15 protein-coding genes are annotated in these 16,144 nt (G+C 70.1%); 11 read left to right on the top strand and 4 right to left on the bottom strand.

Annotated features, from left to right (window positions below):
• Positions 1-90 precede the first annotated feature (90 nt).
• The 5 genes from AB0N82_RS01815 to lysS all read left to right on the top strand — a co-directional run bounded on the left by AB0N82_RS01815 (position 91) and on the right by lysS (position 5,640).
• Positions 91-645 carry a PH domain-containing protein gene (locus AB0N82_RS01815; protein WP_315994591.1) on the top strand — a complete coding sequence of 185 codons (555 nt, stop codon included), beginning with the start codon at positions 91-93 and terminating at the stop codon, positions 643-645.
• On the top strand, positions 642-2,393 hold the full coding sequence (locus tag AB0N82_RS01810) for a PH domain-containing protein (protein WP_363387401.1): 1,752 nt from the start codon (positions 642-644) through the stop codon (positions 2,391-2,393). The genes AB0N82_RS01815 and AB0N82_RS01810 overlap by 4 nt, the downstream gene beginning before the upstream one ends.
• A complete protein-coding gene (locus AB0N82_RS01805; protein ID WP_363387398.1) occupies positions 2,390-3,112 on the top strand; it encodes a DUF2520 domain-containing protein in 723 nt (240 codons plus the stop codon). Before AB0N82_RS01810 ends, AB0N82_RS01805 begins: the two co-directional genes overlap by 4 nt.
• Entirely contained in the window at positions 3,109-3,963 is an 855-nt protein-coding gene (gene panC, locus AB0N82_RS01800; protein WP_363387395.1) for a pantoate--beta-alanine ligase, read from the top strand. The genes AB0N82_RS01805 and panC overlap by 4 nt, the downstream gene beginning before the upstream one ends.
• Before the next feature lie 156 nt (positions 3,964-4,119).
• Positions 4,120-5,640, top strand: coding sequence for a lysine--tRNA ligase (gene lysS, locus AB0N82_RS01795; RefSeq protein ID WP_363387392.1), 1,521 nt, complete (start codon positions 4,120-4,122; stop codon positions 5,638-5,640).
• On the opposite strand, the gene AB0N82_RS01790 is transcribed toward lysS, so the two are convergent.
• On the bottom strand, positions 5,591-6,745 hold the full coding sequence (locus AB0N82_RS01790) for a DUF4192 family protein (RefSeq protein ID WP_363387389.1): 1,155 nt from the start codon (positions 6,743-6,745) through the stop codon (positions 5,591-5,593). The genes lysS and AB0N82_RS01790 overlap by 50 nt on opposite strands.
• A 114-nt stretch (positions 6,746-6,859) precedes the next feature.
• Here AB0N82_RS01790 and AB0N82_RS01785 point away from each other — a divergent pair, with 114 nt between their 5' ends.
• The 3 genes from AB0N82_RS01785 to AB0N82_RS01775 all read left to right on the top strand — a co-directional run bounded on the left by AB0N82_RS01785 (position 6,860) and on the right by AB0N82_RS01775 (position 9,429).
• Positions 6,860-7,057 carry a hypothetical protein gene (locus AB0N82_RS01785; protein ID WP_315993752.1) on the top strand — a complete coding sequence of 66 codons (198 nt, stop codon included), beginning with the start codon at positions 6,860-6,862 and terminating at the stop codon, positions 7,055-7,057.
• A gap of 65 nt (positions 7,058-7,122) precedes the next feature.
• Complete coding sequence (cls, locus tag AB0N82_RS01780; protein ID WP_315993751.1) at positions 7,123-8,589, top strand: cardiolipin synthase; 1,467 nt, start codon at positions 7,123-7,125, stop codon at positions 8,587-8,589.
• A gap of 87 nt (positions 8,590-8,676) precedes the next feature.
• The gene (locus AB0N82_RS01775) at positions 8,677-9,429 is read left to right on the top strand and encodes a hypothetical protein (protein ID WP_363387385.1); all 753 of its coding nucleotides are present in this window, start codon (positions 8,677-8,679) and stop codon (positions 9,427-9,429) included.
• Between the two features lie 17 nt (positions 9,430-9,446).
• Here AB0N82_RS01775 and AB0N82_RS01770 read toward each other — a convergent pair whose 3' ends face one another.
• Positions 9,447-9,680 (bottom strand): helix-turn-helix domain-containing protein, encoded by a 234-nt coding sequence (locus tag AB0N82_RS01770; RefSeq protein WP_315993749.1) that lies wholly within the window; start codon positions 9,678-9,680, stop codon positions 9,447-9,449.
• Positions 9,677-10,303 carry a hypothetical protein gene (locus tag AB0N82_RS01765; RefSeq protein ID WP_363387382.1) on the bottom strand — a complete coding sequence of 209 codons (627 nt, stop codon included), beginning with the start codon at positions 10,301-10,303 and terminating at the stop codon, positions 9,677-9,679. Before AB0N82_RS01765 ends, AB0N82_RS01770 begins: the two co-directional genes overlap by 4 nt.
• A gap of 189 nt (positions 10,304-10,492) precedes the next feature.
• Between AB0N82_RS01765 and AB0N82_RS01760 the strand changes: the two genes are divergently transcribed.
• The 3 genes from AB0N82_RS01760 to AB0N82_RS01750 all read left to right on the top strand — a co-directional run bounded on the left by AB0N82_RS01760 (position 10,493) and on the right by AB0N82_RS01750 (position 14,359).
• On the top strand, positions 10,493-13,018 hold the full coding sequence (locus tag AB0N82_RS01760; protein WP_315993747.1) for an ATP-dependent Clp protease ATP-binding subunit: 2,526 nt from the start codon (positions 10,493-10,495) through the stop codon (positions 13,016-13,018).
• A gap of 71 nt (positions 13,019-13,089) precedes the next feature.
• Positions 13,090-13,599, top strand: a complete 510-nt coding sequence (locus AB0N82_RS01755) for an amino-acid N-acetyltransferase (RefSeq protein ID WP_363387379.1) — start codon at positions 13,090-13,092, stop codon at positions 13,597-13,599.
• A gap of 100 nt (positions 13,600-13,699) precedes the next feature.
• Entirely contained in the window at positions 13,700-14,359 is a 660-nt protein-coding gene (locus tag AB0N82_RS01750; protein WP_363387376.1) for a hypothetical protein, read from the top strand.
• A 139-nt stretch (positions 14,360-14,498) separates the two neighbouring features.
• On the opposite strand, the gene AB0N82_RS01745 is transcribed toward AB0N82_RS01750, so the two are convergent.
• Positions 14,499-16,034: an amino acid permease gene (locus AB0N82_RS01745; RefSeq protein ID WP_363387373.1), complete on the bottom strand. Its 1,536-nt coding sequence runs from the start codon at positions 16,032-16,034 to the stop codon at positions 14,499-14,501.
• Positions 16,035-16,144: the final 110 nt, after the last annotated feature.

The raw sequence follows: 16,144 nt of genomic DNA, 5'->3' as shown, positions 1-16,144 counted from the left end.
GTGGGCGCCGACGTGTCAGGTGCCGACGCGGTGCGCGCCGATGGGGCGGGTGCCGACGCGGTGGGCGCCGATGGGGCAGGCGCCGACGCGGTGGGCGCCGATGGGGCAGGCGCCGATGCGCTCGACGCCCGGACCTTCTCGCGCGTCCTGGAGCCGCGCGCCGCCGGCCGGCTCCCGCTCGGCGAGGGCACGTGGCACCAACTGGCGCGCGCGTACGTGTGGGTGCAGCTCATCTCGCAGGGAGCGGTATTCCTCCTCGTGCTCGCGGTGGCCATCGGCGTCCAGGCCTTCACAGGAGTGCCCTGGCCCTGGATCCCCGCCGGCATCGTTCTCGTCGTGACGGCGATCGGGCTGCTCATCACGCCGCGGCAGGCGCGCTCCTTCGGGTACCAGCTGCGTCAGGACGATCTCGTCTTCCGCCGCGGCATCCTGTGGCAGCGCGTCGTCGCGGTGCCGTACGGGCGGATGCAGCTCGTCGACATCACGCACGGCCCGCTCGACCGCGGATTCGGTATCGCGCAGCTCAAGCTCGTCACGGCCGCGGCCTCGACGGGTGTGACGATCCCGGGGCTCACGCAGGAGGCGGCCGAGCAGTTGCGCGACACGCTCGTCGCCGTGGCGGAGACGCGACGGACCGGACTGTGAGCGACACCGACGATCGCAACCGCGGCGAGGCGGTCGGGACCGGCGCAGGGGTGACGCCGCCGCCGTCGAGCGACGCGCCGGGGCCTCCCGCGGGGGCGCCCGTCGACGCCGCGGACGCGTCAGCGGGCGACGAGAGCGGCCTCGTGCCGGGTGCGGGCGTGCCGTCCGGTGACGGGGGCGTCATCGCGCCGGGCGCGGGCGGGCGGGCGGGGGCGCGGGCGGTCGTGCGCTCGCCGTACAGCGACGGTGAATGGCACCGACTGCACCCGTTGACGCCGTTGCTGCGCGGCGGCCTGTCCCTGCTCGTCATCGTGGGCCTCATCGTCGCGAATCTCCGCGAGCGGCTGCTGGAGCTGTTCTTCCCCGTCTTCACCGACCTGCCGCCCGGGGCCGTTCCGCCCGACCCGGTCGACTTCCTGCTGGCGAACAACCTCATCCTCATCGCGGCGGGAGCGGCGCTGGTGGTCCTCCTGGTGCTGCTGGGGCTCTTCCGACTGTCGTGGCGCTTCCACACCCTGCGTATCGGCGACGACGACGTCGAGGTGCGCTCGGGTGTGCTCTTCCGCACCCATCGCCGAGCCCCGCTGGACCGCGTGCAGGGCGTGAACCTGACCCGTCCGATGGTCGCGCGCCTTCTCGGGCTGGCGAAGCTCGAGGTCGTGGGGGCGGGCCTGGACGCCAACGTCAAGCTCGAGTACCTCTCGGGCAAGGATGCCGAGGCGGTCCGCGGCGACATCCTGCGGCTGGCGTCGGGTCGGCGTCTCGCCGAGGCGGGTGCCGGGCCGGGCGGGAAGCGCTCCCGCGTCACGGCGGCCGCCGACACCGTTGCCGACGGGCTGCAGGGCATCGTCGACGGTGAGGACTTCTCCGATACCGAGCCGGAGAGCATCGTCCGCATCCCCGTGGGTCGACTCGTCGCCTCGCGTGTGCTGAGTGGCTCCACCCTCGTGCTGATCGCCTTCGTGATCGGCATCGCCGTCGCGGCCTCCGTGTCGACGCTGTGGCTGCTCTTCACGGTCGTGCCGATGTTCCTCGCGTTCGGTGCGTACTACGTGCGCTCGATCGCGCGAGGGCTGCGGTACTCGATCGCGCCGACCTCGGACGGAGTGCGGGTGACGTTCGGACTCTTCACCACGGTGAGCGAGGTGATTCCGCCGGGTCGGGTGCACGCGATCGAGGTCCGTCAACCGCTCATGTGGCGTCCGTTCGGCTGGTGGGCGGTGACGGTGAACCGGCTGTCGGGACGCTCTTCCACCGACTCCAGCGCCGATCAGGTCGCGGCGGTGCTGCCCATCGGCACACGCGCAGACGTCGAGCGGGTGCTGCGGATCCTCGCGCCCGGCTTGTCGAGCGAGGAATGGACACTCGTGTTCCGTGACGGCATCCTGGGTCCGGTGGATGACGACCCCTACGTGACGACTCCGCGCCGCGCGCGGTGGCTGCGGCCGCTGTCGTGGCGCCGCAACGGCGTCCTTCTCACCGCCGACGCGCTGCTGCTGCGCCGGGGCTGGGTGTGGCGCTCGCTGACCGTGCTGCCGCTCGCCCGGCTGCAGTCGATCGGTGTGCGCCAGGGTCCGCTCGCCCGTGCGGCCCGCACCGCGACCCTCACGGGTCACGTCATCACGGGCACGGTGCAGACCCATCTCGGCGCGATCGACCGAGACGACGCGCTGCGCGTGTTCGAAGCCACGGCGCGCGGCGGCGTGGCGGCGGCCGCGGGTGACCGCACGCACCGGTGGGCCGGATGAACGCCGGTCGCGACGGACGCCTCGGCGTCGGCGTGATCGGTGCCGGACGTGTCGGACCGGTCATCGCGGCGGCTCTTGCGGGCGCGGGACACCTCCTGACGGGGATCACCTCGGGGTCGGATGACGATCGCGTCGAGGCGATCCTCCCCGGGGTGCCGCAGCTCACGGCCGACGAGGTCGTGCGCCGCAGCGAACTCGTGGTGATCGCGGTGCCGCACGACCAGCTGCCCGGACTGGTCGCGGGACTCGCCGAGCTCGGTGCCTGGCAGCCCGGACAGCTCGTGCTGCACACCGACGCCGCACACGGTGCGCGCGTGCTCGATCCCGCCGCGCAGCGGGGGGCCATCCCTCTCGCCATCCACCCCGCGATCGTCTTCACCGGCGCGTCGTCGATCGACCTCCGCCAGCTGGCCCAGGCGTACGCCGCGGTGACGGCGCCGGCGCCCGTGCTGCCGATCGCCCAGGCGCTCGCCGTCGAGCTCGGGTGCGAACCCGTGGTCGTGGCGGAGGCGGATCGGGCGACGTACGCGGAGGCGATCGCGACGGCGACGGAGTTCTCCCGCTCGATCGTGCGCCAATCGTCGGAGCTGCTGAGCCGCGTCGGGGTCGACAATCCCGGCGGGTACCTGTCGGCCCTGGTGCGCTCGAGCGTCGACCAGGCGCTCGTCGAGGGCAGTGGCGCGGGCCGCCTCGACGGCGACGCTACGATCGACGGATGATCGCCACCCTCGAGGATCTGCGCGCCCGACTCGACGAGATCCGAGGGACCGACCGCGCCGCACAGGGACCGCGTATCGCCCTCGTGTCGACGCTCGGAGCCCTGCACGAGGGCCACGTCGACCTCATCACGCGCGCTCGGGAGCAGGCCGACGTGGTCGTGGTCTCGACCTTCGTCAACCCGCTGCGGTTCCGCACGGCGGACGACACCGCGGCCTACCCCCGCTCTCCCGAGGCCGATGCGCGCGTGCTCGACGACCTCGCGGTCGACGTGGTGTTCGCTCCGAGCGCGGCGGAACTGCTGCCGGCCGGCACGGCCACCACGCGGGTGTCGGCGGGTGACATCGGACTCCGTTACGAAGGGCGGGTGCGCCCCTTCTACTTCGACGGAGTGCTGACCGTCGAGGCGAAGCTCTTCCACCTGGTCGCTCCTGATGTCGCCGTCTACGGGGAGCGCGACCTGCAGCGCGTCTTCCTCGTGCGGCGGATGGTGCGCGACCTGGACTTCCGCGTCGGGATCGACACGGTTCCCACGGTGCGCACCGACGACGGCCTGCCGGTGTCGAGCCGGATCGCCCTGTTGGACGAGGCGGATCGTCGCGCGGTCGCCAAGCTCCCGCGTGCTCTGGAGGCCGCGGCCTCGAACGCCGACATGGGCGTCGACGCGTGCATCGCGGCGGCCCAGTCGGCGCTCATGGGCGAACAGCGCATCTCCCTGGAGTACTTGAGCGTCGTCGACCCGGCGACCTTCCTGCCGGTCGATGAGGGCCACCGCGGCCGCGCGTTCGCGCTCATCGCCGCGACCGTCGGGGGCCATCGATTCATCGACAACGCGGAGATCTCGCTGCGCTGACGCGCCGCAGGCCCGACGCCACCGGCGCGGGAGCGCCGTGCGGGCGTGGGCTCGCCGAGGTCGACGGCTTCCGACCGGTGTCGGCCGGGGGTCGCGGTGCCCCGAGGGGCCCGGGCCGGGCGAATACACTGGGGAGGACCCCGAGGAGCTTCCACGATGACCGACGCGCCCGCGAACGACGCCGCCGAACCCACCGAAGACGAGGTCTTCGAGCAGAAGGCGGTGCGCCTCGCCAAGCGCGAGCGACTGCTCGCCGAGCGCGACGACGCCGCGGGCGGCGCCTACCCGGTGTCGGTGCCGGTCACCACCACCATCACCGCGGTGCGCGCCCGCTTCGGAGAGCTCGAAGCCGGCGCGGAGACCGGCGAGACCGTCGGCGTCGCGGGCCGCGTGGTGTTCAGCCGCAACACCGGGAAGCTGTGCTTCGCCTCGCTGCAGGCCGGGGACGGCAGCCGCATCCAGGCGATGGTCTCGCAGGGCGCGGTCGGCGAGGAGTCGCTGCAGGCGTGGAAGGAGCTCGTCGATCTCGGTGATCACGTGTTCGTGTCGGGCGAGGTCATCTCGAGCCGCCGCGGCGAACTGTCGATCATGGTCGCCGAGTGGCGCATCGCGGCCAAGGCCGTGCTGCCGCTGCCCAACCTGCACACCGAGCTCAGCGAGGAGAGCCGCGTGCGCAGCCGCTTCCTCGACCTGATCGTGCGCGACCGCGCTCGCGAGACCGTGCTCGCCCGCGCGAAGGTCAATGCGAGCCTGCGCCGCACCTTCACCGAGCGGGACTTCGTCGAGGTCGAGACCCCGATGCTGCAGGTGCAGCACGGTGGTGCATCGGCGCGACCGTTCACGACGCACTCGAACGCCTTCGACACCGAACTCTTCCTGCGCATCGCGCCGGAGCTCTACCTCAAGCGCGCCGTCGTCGGCGGCATCGACCGCGTGTACGAGATCAACCGCAACTTCCGCAACGAGGGGTCCGACTCCACGCACAGCCCCGAGTTCGCGATGCTCGAGGCCTACCAGGCCTATTCCGACTACAACGGCATCGCCGATCTCACCCAGACCCTCATTCAGGATGCCGCGATCGCGGTCGCCGGTTCGACCACCGTCACGTGGGCCGACGGCACCGAGTACGACCTCGGCGGCGAGTGGGATCGCATCTCGATGTACGACTCGCTGTCGGCGGCATCCGGTCATGAGGTGACGCCCGAGACGTCGCTCGACGAGCTGCGCGCTCTCGGCGAGAAGTCCGGTGTCGACGCGCCGCCGCACGAGACGCACGGCAAGTGGGTCGAGGAGTTGTGGGAGCACTTCGTGAAGGGCGGCCTGACGCGCCCCACCTTCGTGATGGACTTCCCCGTCGACACGAGCCCTCTCGTCCGCGAGCACCGGTCCATCGCGGGCGTCGTGGAGAAGTGGGACCTGTACGTGCGCGGGTTCGAGCTCGCCACCGGGTATTCCGAGCTGGTCGATCCGGTGATCCAGCGCCAGCGTTTCGTCGAGCAGGCGAAGCTCGCCGCGCGCGGCGACGCCGAGGCGATGCCGATCGACGAGGAGTTCCTCCGGGCCCTCGAGCACGGCATGCCGCCCACGGGTGGCATGGGCATGGGCATCGACCGTCTGCTGATGGCCATCACCGGGCTCGGGATCCGCGAGACGATCCTCTTCCCGCTGGTGAAGTAGGCCTCTCGAAGACCCATTCCGGGAGGCGGCCCGCGTCGAGCAGGCTCAGCATGATGGTGCTCAGACCATGCTGCGAGTCGATGCGGAGCGCCTCTTCGGCGTAGGTCGCCGCGTGCGACGAGCGCCCCTGGGCCCACGCCAGCCACGAGCAGGCCGACAGGGGCCCGGGTCGGCGATCGAGCGGAACGGCCGCGGCGACTCGCCGAGAGGTCTCCAGCGCGGTGCGCAGGCGCTCGGGATCGGGCCGCTCGCCCTCTCCCCACATCGGGCGCGCGAGGTCTTCCGGGAAGGGCGTGCCCGCGCTGAACGCGGTCTGCGCGCGCAGCACCGCATCGCCGGTGGCGACGTCGGCGGCCCACTGCATGAGGGCGACGTCGCGCAACGAGGGCCGTTCGAGGCAGAACGCCAGGGCTGCGATCACCGGCGACCGCATGCCCCCCGTCGCGGTGACCGCCCTCTCGAACAGGGCGGGCGGATCGGTCAGCAGCGACACGACCTCGTCGGCCTGCGCGCGGCGCGCGAGCGGCAGGCGACGGCGGTCCCTCGGCCGACCGAGGGCGTCGTCGACGTCGCCGAGCAGTCGTGCCACCGATTCCGCGGCCTCGGCGTCGACCGCGGGCAGCGCTGCGGCGGAGAACTGATCGGTGCGGGGGAGACCGTCGGGCACCCGAGCCGCTGCGTCGGAGATCTCGGACAGCAGGCCCGGAGGCGCACCCGCGGGGTCGAGATAGCAGGCCCAGGCGTCGGGACCGACGACGAGGGCGTCGAGCACCCGCAGGCCGCAGATGCCCGCGCGCGAGACGACCTCGTCGATCAGCGCACGTTCCGGGAGCCCGGAGTCGCCGGCCACCGCCTCGTCGGTGTACACGACGGGGACGATGGCATCGGTGGAGGCGACCTTGCATGCCATGCCGATGACGGTCGACGCGATGCTCTCGGCTTCGGCGGGCCCGCCGCGGGGGAGATCGACGCGCATGGCCCCGAGCGATCGACCGTCGGCGAACGGGACGACGACGAGGCTGCGCCGCGGTGTGCACTCCAGCACGTGCGGCACGAGGGCGAGGAAAGAGGCGGACGAGGCGGTGCGGACGACGGTGGGGATCATGAGCACGAGGGTGCCGGGGGACGCGATCCCGGCGCGGCATCGGAAAGCTCGATCGTGGATAACCCGGCGCCCCCGGCGCGTGGGGAGGAGTGGTGCGCGGGTATCCTGGACCGTATGGATGACACCTGGGTCGCGATGCTGTGGGCGATCCTGCCCACGATCGTCGTCTCGGTCGTGTTCTTCTTCATCCTCCGCAACGTGATCCGCATGGACCGCACCGAGCGCAAGGTCTATTCGCGCATCGAGGCCGAGGAACGCGCGAAGCGCGGACTTCCGCCGGTCGCCTCCCCCGGCGACGGCTCCGCGAACTGACGTACGCGCGACGGGTGTCGGGACCCGTCGCTACGCTGGGTGGACAACCCCGCCCAGGAGGACACGTGATCAACGCCACGTTCGACGCGAGCTGGCTCGTCATCACGCTGTTCGTCGTCGATCTCGTGGTGCGCATCGCCGCGATCATCATCGTCCCGCGCAACCGCCGTCCCACCGCCGCGATGGCCTGGCTTCTGGCGATCTACTTCATCCCCTTCCTCGGGGTGTTCCTCTTCCTGCTCATCGGCAACCCGCGCCTGCCCCGCACGCGCCGCCGCAAGCAGGCCGCCATCAACGAGTACATCCACGACACCAGCGCGTCGCTGGAGTTCGGCACCCTGCGCCCCAACGCCCCCGACTGGTTCCGCGCCCTGGTTCGCCTCAACCGCAACCTCGGGGCGATGCCGATCGCCGGAGACAACGCCGCCACGCTCATCGCCGATTACCAGCAGAGCCTGGATGCCATGGCCGAGGCCATCCGCCGCGCCACGCGGTACGTGCACGTCGAGTTCTACATCCTGCAGACCGACGACTCGACCGACAACTTCTTCCGGGCGCTCGAGGAGGCGGCCGAGCGCGGCGTCGTCGTCCGCGTGCTGCTCGACCACTGGGCGAATCGTGGCAAGCCCTTCTACAAGCAGACCCTCCGGCGCCTCGAGGCGATGGGCGCGCACTGGCACCTCATGCTGCCGGTGCAGCCGCTGCGCGGGCGCTACCAGCGGCCCGACCTGCGCAACCACCGCAAGCTCCTCGTCATCGACGGCGACGTCGCCTACATGGGCTCGCAGAACGTCACCGATTCGTCGTACAACTTGCGCAAGAACATCCGTCGCGGCCTGCACTGGGTCGACCTCATGGTGCGCGTCGAGGGTCCGGTCGTGGCCAGCATCAACGCCGTCTTCCTCTCGGACTGGTACAGCGAGACCGACGAGACACTGACCGACGAGATCGACCTGTTCTCGGTGAGCTCGGGCCCCGGAGACCTCGACTGCCAGATCGTGCCCTCGGGTCCCGGCTTCGATTTCCAGAACAACCTCAAGCTCTTCCTCGGGCTGCTCTTCGCCGCACGCGAGCGCATCATCATCGTCAGCCCCTACTTCGTTCCCGACGAGGCCCTCCTGCTCGCGATCACGACGGCGTGCCAGCGCGGCGTCCACGTCGAACTCTTCGTCTCCGAAGAGGGCGACCAGGCGATGGTCTACCACGCCCAGCGCAGCTACTACGAGGCGCTCCTGCGCGCGGGAGTGGTCATCTGGATGTACCGCAAGCCGTTCATCCTGCACAGCAAGAGCGTCACGATCGACGACGAGGTCGCGGTCATCGGCTCGAGCAACATGGACATGCGTTCCTTCGGTCTGAACCTCGAGGTGTCGATGCTGGTGCGGGGCGAGGAGTTCGTCCGCGACATGCGCGCCGTCGAGCACACCTACCGCAGCCTCAGCCGCCAGCTCACCATCGAGGAGTGGAAGCGTCAGCCCCTCCGCTCCACGATCCTCGACAATTTGGCGCGGCTCACTTCCGCGCTGCAGTGATCCCCCGGCGTCAGCGCGTGGCGGTTCTCGCCGCCGGCATCCAGGAATCTCCGCCATCATGGGGCGGAACTCGCCCCGGAGGTTCGCATGTCCCGTGATCGCCTGTCCCGTCACCGTCTGACTCTCGTCGCCGCACTCGGCGCCGGCCTGCTGGCCGTCGGTGCTCTCACCGGCTGCGCCACCGGCGCGTCGTCGTCGCCGGAGGCGGCCCCTTCGACCGCGACGTCGAGTCCGGATTCGGGGGCGTCGGCGTCGCCCGCGGAACTCGGCGCCGCCTGGCTCGACGCGGGTCGCGCGATCGCCGTCGTCACCCGCGGGAGCTCGACGTGCGTGCCCGTGGTCAGCGGCGAGCCGAGCGCGTCCGCAGACACCCTCACCGTCACCCTCGAGGAGTCGGCGCGTACGGACTGCACGCGTGACATGGCTCCGCGGGCCACGCTGGTGGGCGTGCCCGCGGGCGTCGATCCGACTCGACCGCTCGAGGTGACCGTGCAGGGCGCGGCCGAAGGCCGCACGACCCTCGCGGCGCTGACCACCGCCCCGTCCGACGCGGGGCAGTTCGCGCCGAGCGCCGGGTGGGTCGACGCCCGCACGATCGCCCTCGTGACCTACGGCAGTTCGGGCTGCCCGCCCACGGTGGAGTCGGTCACCACGACCGGAACGGAGATCGCGGTGCAGTTCGCCGCCCCGCCCGCCGATCAGGTGTGCACGATGGATCTCGCCCCCCGCATCACCCTTGCCGACGTCGGAGACGGGGCGCCCGCCGGAGCGGCGTCAGTGGTTCTGTCGGGCGACGGCGTCGACGCGACGGACCCCATCCCGGTGCTCGGCTCGCGCTGAGCGCCGCCTGAGGGGCCTCATGGGGCGACGACCAGCAGGTCGCCCACCTCGCACTCGAGCACGCGGCAGATGGCCGACAGCGTCGAGTAGCGGATCGCCCGCGCCCGATCGTTCTTCAACACCGAGAGGTTGACGACCGAGACGCCCACGAGCTCGCTGAGGCGGGTCAGCGTCATCCCGCGTGCTTCCAGCAGCTCATCGAGACGGCAGTGGATGCCGGTGGGCCCCTCGTCGGCGACCGCCGGGCTCATACGAGCCCCTCCGTGTCGCGACGCAGGCGGTCGCCGACCGCGAAGACGGTGCTGGAGAGTCCCGCGACGAAGCCGATCACGATGAGGATCGGGAGATCGATCTGCTGGGTCAGTCCGCGGTCGTAGGTGCGATCCGACAGCCAGGCGAGGGCACCGTTCGCGACCATGTTCTGGAAGAACGGCACCGCGAAGGCCGCGATGAGCGAGACCATGCCGACCGCGACCACCAGTCGGGTGTGCCGGCGGCTGAAGATCTCTCCGCGGAGGATGCCGATGCACAGGATCAGGAGCAGAGTCACCACCGTCACGACGGCAGCGGCGAAGGTCCCCTCCGCCAGGAACAGCGCCCAGAGCGAGGCGAGGGGGAGCGAGGGGGCCGTGACGACCGCGCCGGTCAGCTCGACGGGCACCGACGCTCCGTCGGGGCCGATCGGTGCCTGGGCGATGGTGTCGAGGAAGTCGACGGGGACACGCACGTCACGGTTGCCGGCCGCCGCGACGATCGTTCCCACGGAGCGGATCACCGCCCAGAGGGCGATGGCGACGCCGGCGACGATGAAGAGCAGGAAGCTGCCGGTGTCGCCGCGGGAGAGGGTGCGCGAGGTGGATCGGGGGGATGCCATGGTCGCTCCTTAACGATATTCGTTGTTATCGATCGTCGATAAGGTATCGATGATCGATGGGTTTCGCAATGTCGGGTGTCACGGCGGTATGCCCACGGCGAACACGCGTCTCTGGCATCCGGGCGCTGGTTACTCTCGATGTACGGCGCGCGGAGGCGTGCCTGTCAGCCCATTTCTGGAGGGACTGAGATGTTCGAGAGATTCACCGACCGTGCCCGTCGTGTGGTCGTCCTCGCCCAAGAAGAGGCGAAGATGCTCAACCACAACTACATCGGCACCGAGCACATCCTGCTCGGGCTGATCCACGAGGGCGAGGGTGTCGCTGCCAAGGCGCTCGAGTCGCTCGGCATCTCGCTCGACGCCGTGCGCGAGCAGGTGCAGGACATCATCGGCCAGGGTCAGCAGCAGCCGACCGGCCACATCCCCTTCACGCCGCGTGCGAAGAAGGTGCTCGAGCTGTCGCTGCGCGAGGCGCTGCAGCTCGGCCACAACTACATCGGCACCGAGCACATCCTGCTCGGCCTCATCCGCGAGGGCGAGGGCGTCGCAGCGCAGGTGCTCGTCAAGCTCGGCGCCGACCTCAACAAGGTGCGCCAGCAGGTCATCCAGCTGCTCTCGGGCTACCAGGGCAAGGAGCCCGCGGGAGTGGCGACCGGTGCCGGCGAGCAGCAGTCCTCGGGTGCGCAGGGCGGCTCGGCCGTCCTCGACCAGTTCGGACGAAACCTCACCCAGGCCGCGCGCGACAACAAGCTCGACCCCGTCATCGGGCGCGAGAAGGAGATCGAGCGCGTGATGCAGATCCTGTCGCGCCGGTCGAAGAACAACCCCGTCCTCATCGGCGAGCCCGGTGTCGGAAAGACCGCCGTCGTCGAGGGCCTCGCCCAGGCCATCGTCAAGGGCGACGTCCCCGAGACGCTGAAGGACAAGCAGGTCTACTCGCTCGACCTCGGTTCGCTCATCGCCGGTTCCCGCTACCGCGGCGACTTCGAAGAGCGCCTGAAGAAGGTCACCAAGGAGATCCGCACGCGCGGCGACATCATCGTCTTCATCGATGAGATCCACACCCTCGTGGGTGCGGGAGCCGCCGAGGGCGCGATCGACGCGGCATCCATCCTCAAGCCCCTCCTCGCCCGTGGTGAGCTCCAGACCATCGGTGCCACCACGCTCGACGAGTACCGCAAGCACTTCGAGAAGGATGCCGCTCTCGAGCGCCGCTTCCAGCCGATCCAGGTGGCCGAGCCGAGCCTGCCCCACGCGATCAACATCCTGAAGGGGCTGCGCGACCGCTACGAGGCGCACCACAAGGTGCAGATCACCGACGGCGCGATCGTCGCGGCGGCCAACCTCGCCGACCGCTACATCAGCGACCGCTTCCTGCCCGACAAGGCCATCGACCTGATCGACGAGGCCGGTGCCCGCCTGCGGCTGTCGATCCTGTCGTCGCCGCCGGAGCTGCGCGAGTTCGACGAGAAGATCGCCAAGGTCCGCGAGCAGAAGGAGCAGGCCTCCGAGGAGCAGGACTTCGAGAAGGCCGCGTCGCTGCGTGACGAGGAGAAGTCGCTCCTCGCCGAGCGTCTGCGCCTCGAGAAGCAGTGGCGCTCGGGCGATGTCGCCTCCCACGCGGTGGTCGACGAGGGCCTGATCGCCGAGGTGCTCGCCCAGGCGACCGGCATCCCGGTGTTCAAGCTCACCGAGGAGGAGTCCAGCCGCCTCATGTTCATGGAGAAGGCCCTGCACCAGCGGGTCATCGGCCAGGAAGAGGCGATCGCGGCCCTCTCGCGCACGATCCGTCGTCAGCGCGCGGGCCTCAAGGACCCCAAGCGCCCCTCGGGCTCGTTCATCTTCGCCGGCCCCACCGGTGTCGGAAAGACCGAGCTCGCCAAGGCGCTCGCCGAGTTCCTGTTCGACGACGAGGGCGCGCTGATCTCCCTCGACATGTCGGAGTTCGGCGAGAAGCACACCGTCTCGCGCCTGTTCGGTGCCCCTCCCGGGTTCGTCGGCTTCGAAGAGGGCGGCCAGCTCACCGAGAAGGTGCGCCGCAAGCCGTTCTCGGTCGTGCTCTTCGACGAGATCGAGAAGGCCCACCCCGACATCTTCAACTCGCTGCTGCAGATCCTCGAAGAGGGTCGCCTGACCGACGGTCAGGGTCGCGTCATCGACTTCAAGAACACCGTGATCATCATGACGACGAACCTCGGTTCGTCGGCGATCGCCGGTGGTCCCGTGGGCTTCCAGGTCGAGGGCAGCGCCCAGACCTCGTACGAGCGCATGAAGGGCAAGGTCGACGAAGAGCTCAAGCGCCACTTCAAGCCCGAGTTCCTCAACCGCGTCGACGACGTGATCGTCTTCCCGCAGCTGAACAAGGACGAGCTCCGTCAGATCGTCGGCCTGTTCGTGAAGCGCCTCGCCGACCGTCTGCTCGACCGCGACATGACGGTGGAGCTGTCGGACGACGCGAAGGACAAGCTCATCGAGATCGGGTTCGACCCCACGCTCGGTGCGCGTCCGCTGCGCCGCGCCATGCAGCGCGAGGTCGAGGACCGTCTGAGCGAGAAGATCCTGCACGGTGAGCTCGAGTCGGGCGACCACGTGAAGGTCGGCGTCGAGAACGGCCAGTTCACCTTCGACACCGCCCCGCGCGGAGAAAAGGTCGCGATCGGCGTCGGGACGGCCGGCGAGATCGCCGCGACCCCCGACACACTCGCCGGGAGCTGACGCGTAACAGACAAGGGACCTGGATGCCACGGCATCCAGGTCCCTTCTGCGTTGCGGCGTACGCTGGGACGATGACCTCATCCGCGCCGTTCGTCGTCCGCCCCGCCGGAACGGCCGACGTCCGACGCATCCACGAACTGCTCGAGCCGTTCGTGCAGAAGCGCATCCTGCTGGGCAAGGACCTCGTCGTGCTCTACGGTTCGGTGCAGCAGTTCGTCGTCGCCGAGGCCGACGGTGTCGTCATCGGCTGCGGTGCGCTGCACGTGATGTGGGACGATCTCGCCGAGATCCGCACGCTCATCGTGCACGACGACTGGCTGCACCACGGCGTGGGGCGGGCGATCGTCGAAGACCTCGAGCAGCGCGCGCGAGAGCTGGGCGTCGCCCGGTTGTTCTGCCTGACCTTCGAGGTCGACTTCTTCACGCGGCGCGGATTCGCGCCGATCGGCGAGCAGGTCGTGGACCCCGACGTCTATTCGCAGCTCGTGCGGAGCCCTGACGAGGGCGTCGCGGAGTTCCTCGACCTCGCGCACGTGAAGCCCAACACGCTCGGCAACACCCGGATGCTCAAGCACCTCTGATCGTCCCCGCCTCCGCGGACAGGCCCGGAAGAGCCTGTGAGCGCGCCGTTGCGTGCGCGCCGTGGAATGCGGCCACGGCCGTGGCGCCTACCCTGGAACCATGACCGATGCCCCCCGTAGGCGGAGGCAGTCCCCGGCGGTCTACCGTCGTCGTCGTCTCGCGGCGGGCCTCCTGGCCCTCGTCGTGATCGGCCTCGTCGTGTGGCTCGTCGCGGCTCCGCCGTGGCGCTCCGCCCCGACAGCGCTCGACGCCCCCGCGCCCGCCGAGAGCACTCCCGCCGTCGCCCCCTCGTCGTCCGCCCCCGCGGCACCGTCGACCTCTCCGACGCCGACCGCCAGCGCGCCCTCGGGGCCCGTCGAGTGCAGCGCGGCCGACATCACCGTCGAGGCGCTCTCCGACAAGGGCGAGTACGGCCAGGGGGAGAACCCGCAGCTGTCGATCCGGCTCACCAACACCTCGGCGAATCCGTGCACGATGAACGTCGGCACCAGCGCGCAGTCGTTCACCGTCACGAGCGGATCCGACGTCTGGTGGCGTTCGACCGATTGCCAGACCGAGCCGAGCGACATGGAGGTGACCCTGGCCGCCGGCCAGGTCGTCACCAGCTCCGCCCCGCTCACGTGGGACCGCACGCGGTCGTCCGTCGGGTCGTGCGAGAGCGAGCGCCCGTACGCCCCGGGCGGAGGGGCGACGTATCACCTGAGCGTGTCGATCGGCGGCATCCCGTCCGCGGGGACGGCGTCGTTCGTCCTGCAGTGACGCCGGGTCGCGGCATCCCTTCGGGGCGTGATCCTCGCGCCCCGAACGACGGAACGCGCCCCGAACCCGGGGGCTCCCTTGCCGAGGGAACGCGGCGGAGGGGCGGATGCCGCGGCATCCGCCCCTCCGCCGTTCTCGCTCAGGAGCGTCGGTCCCCGAAGACCTCGCCCTCCATCGCGTCGTAACCCTCCCTCTGCGGGTCGCCGTGCAGTCCGCCCGACAGGGCGTACTCCTCCTCGGGGGAGAGGACCAGGCGGTGGCGGCCGTAGACGGCGAAGGCGATGAAGATCACCGCGTAGACGACGATGATCGCGACGATCGCCAGCAGATACGCGGGGTTCAGCAGCAGCCCGAAGAACACCACCGCGGCGATGATCGCGGCCGAGTAGGCGCCGAACAGCCCCCACGGGCTCTTGTAGGGCCGGACGGCGTTCGGGAACTTCCGCCGCAGGACGATGAACGCGACCATCTGCAGGAAGTACGCCAGCACCGCGCCCCACACGGCGATGTTCAGCACGATCGCTCCGGCGGGGCTCGCGTCCCCGCCCGCCGCCTGCACGATCACCAGCGCGAGGAAGCCGAGGACCGCTCCGAACACGAGGGCGACCCAGGGCGTCTTGCGCGCCCCGGTGAGCGACAGCCAGCGCGGGTAGTAGCCGGCGCGCGAGAGCGAGTACATGTTGCGGCCATAGGCGAACATGATGCCCATCAGGGACGCCAGCAGCCCGACCAGTGCGAGCAGCGAGAGGAGGGCCGCGGCCTGATCGCCGACCATCGCGCGGAATCCGTCGAGCAGGGGCTCGAGCGATCCGCCGGTCTCCTCGGCTCCGAGAACGCCGGTGTTCAGGAACAGCACGATGAGGCCGGTCACGATGAGGGTGCCCCGCGCCCAGAGGCCGGCGCGCGGGATGTCACGGGCCGGGTCGTGCGACTCCTCGGCGGCGAGAGGGAGCTCCTCGATGCCGAGGAAGAACCACATCGCGAAGGGGAGCGCCAGCAGGATCGAGCCCACGCCGAAGGGCAGGAACTCGGTGTTGCCGTCGGTGGGGGCGATGTTCCACAGCGAGCCCCAGTCGAACGCGCCGGACATCAGCGCCATCGCGCCGAAGACGACGATGATGCCGATCGAGATGATCGAGACGACGATGGCGAAACCGAACGAGATGTTCGCCCCCGCGGCGTTCAGAGCGATGAACAGCGCGTACAGGATGATCCACCACACGAAGGCCGGAAGGCTCACCCCGGTCAGCAGTTCGAGTGCCGAATCGGCGTACTGGCCCGAGAAGTAGACGACGACCGCCGTGGTCGCGACGTACTCGATCGTTTCGGCCAGGCCCGTCGCGAGACCGCCCCAGGGGCCCATCGCCGAGCGGGCGAACGAATACGCGCCGCCGGTGTGGGGCATGGCGGCTGCCATCTCGCCGATCGAGAACGTGAGGCCGTAGTACATGACGACGAGGACGACGAAGGCGATCAGCATGCCGCCGAAACCGGCGAAGCCGATGCCGAAGTTCCACCCCGAGAAGTCGCCCGAGATGACCGCGGCGACCGCGAGACCCCACAGGCCCCACACGCCCGCCGAGCGTTTCAGGGTGCGTTTCTCGAAGTAGCCGGCATCCGTTGCCGTATAGGTGGCTCCGGCGACCTTTTTGCGGGAACTGCTCGGGGTGGACATGTGACCTCCAAGAAGATGCGGGCAGGCGTCGGGCTCGCCTTTGCGGAAGATCATGGCCCTCTATTGGTCGACCTGTCTACCTTTGGCGTGTAAGTTCCTCGTTACGTCCT

It is taken from the genome of Microbacterium sp. NPDC089186, assembly GCF_040685115.1.
GTDB lineage: Bacteria > Actinomycetota > Actinomycetes > Actinomycetales > Microbacteriaceae > Microbacterium > Microbacterium galbum.
The sequence above is the reverse complement of the archived record's forward strand: the minus strand, read 5'-3'. Positions and strand labels throughout refer to the sequence as shown.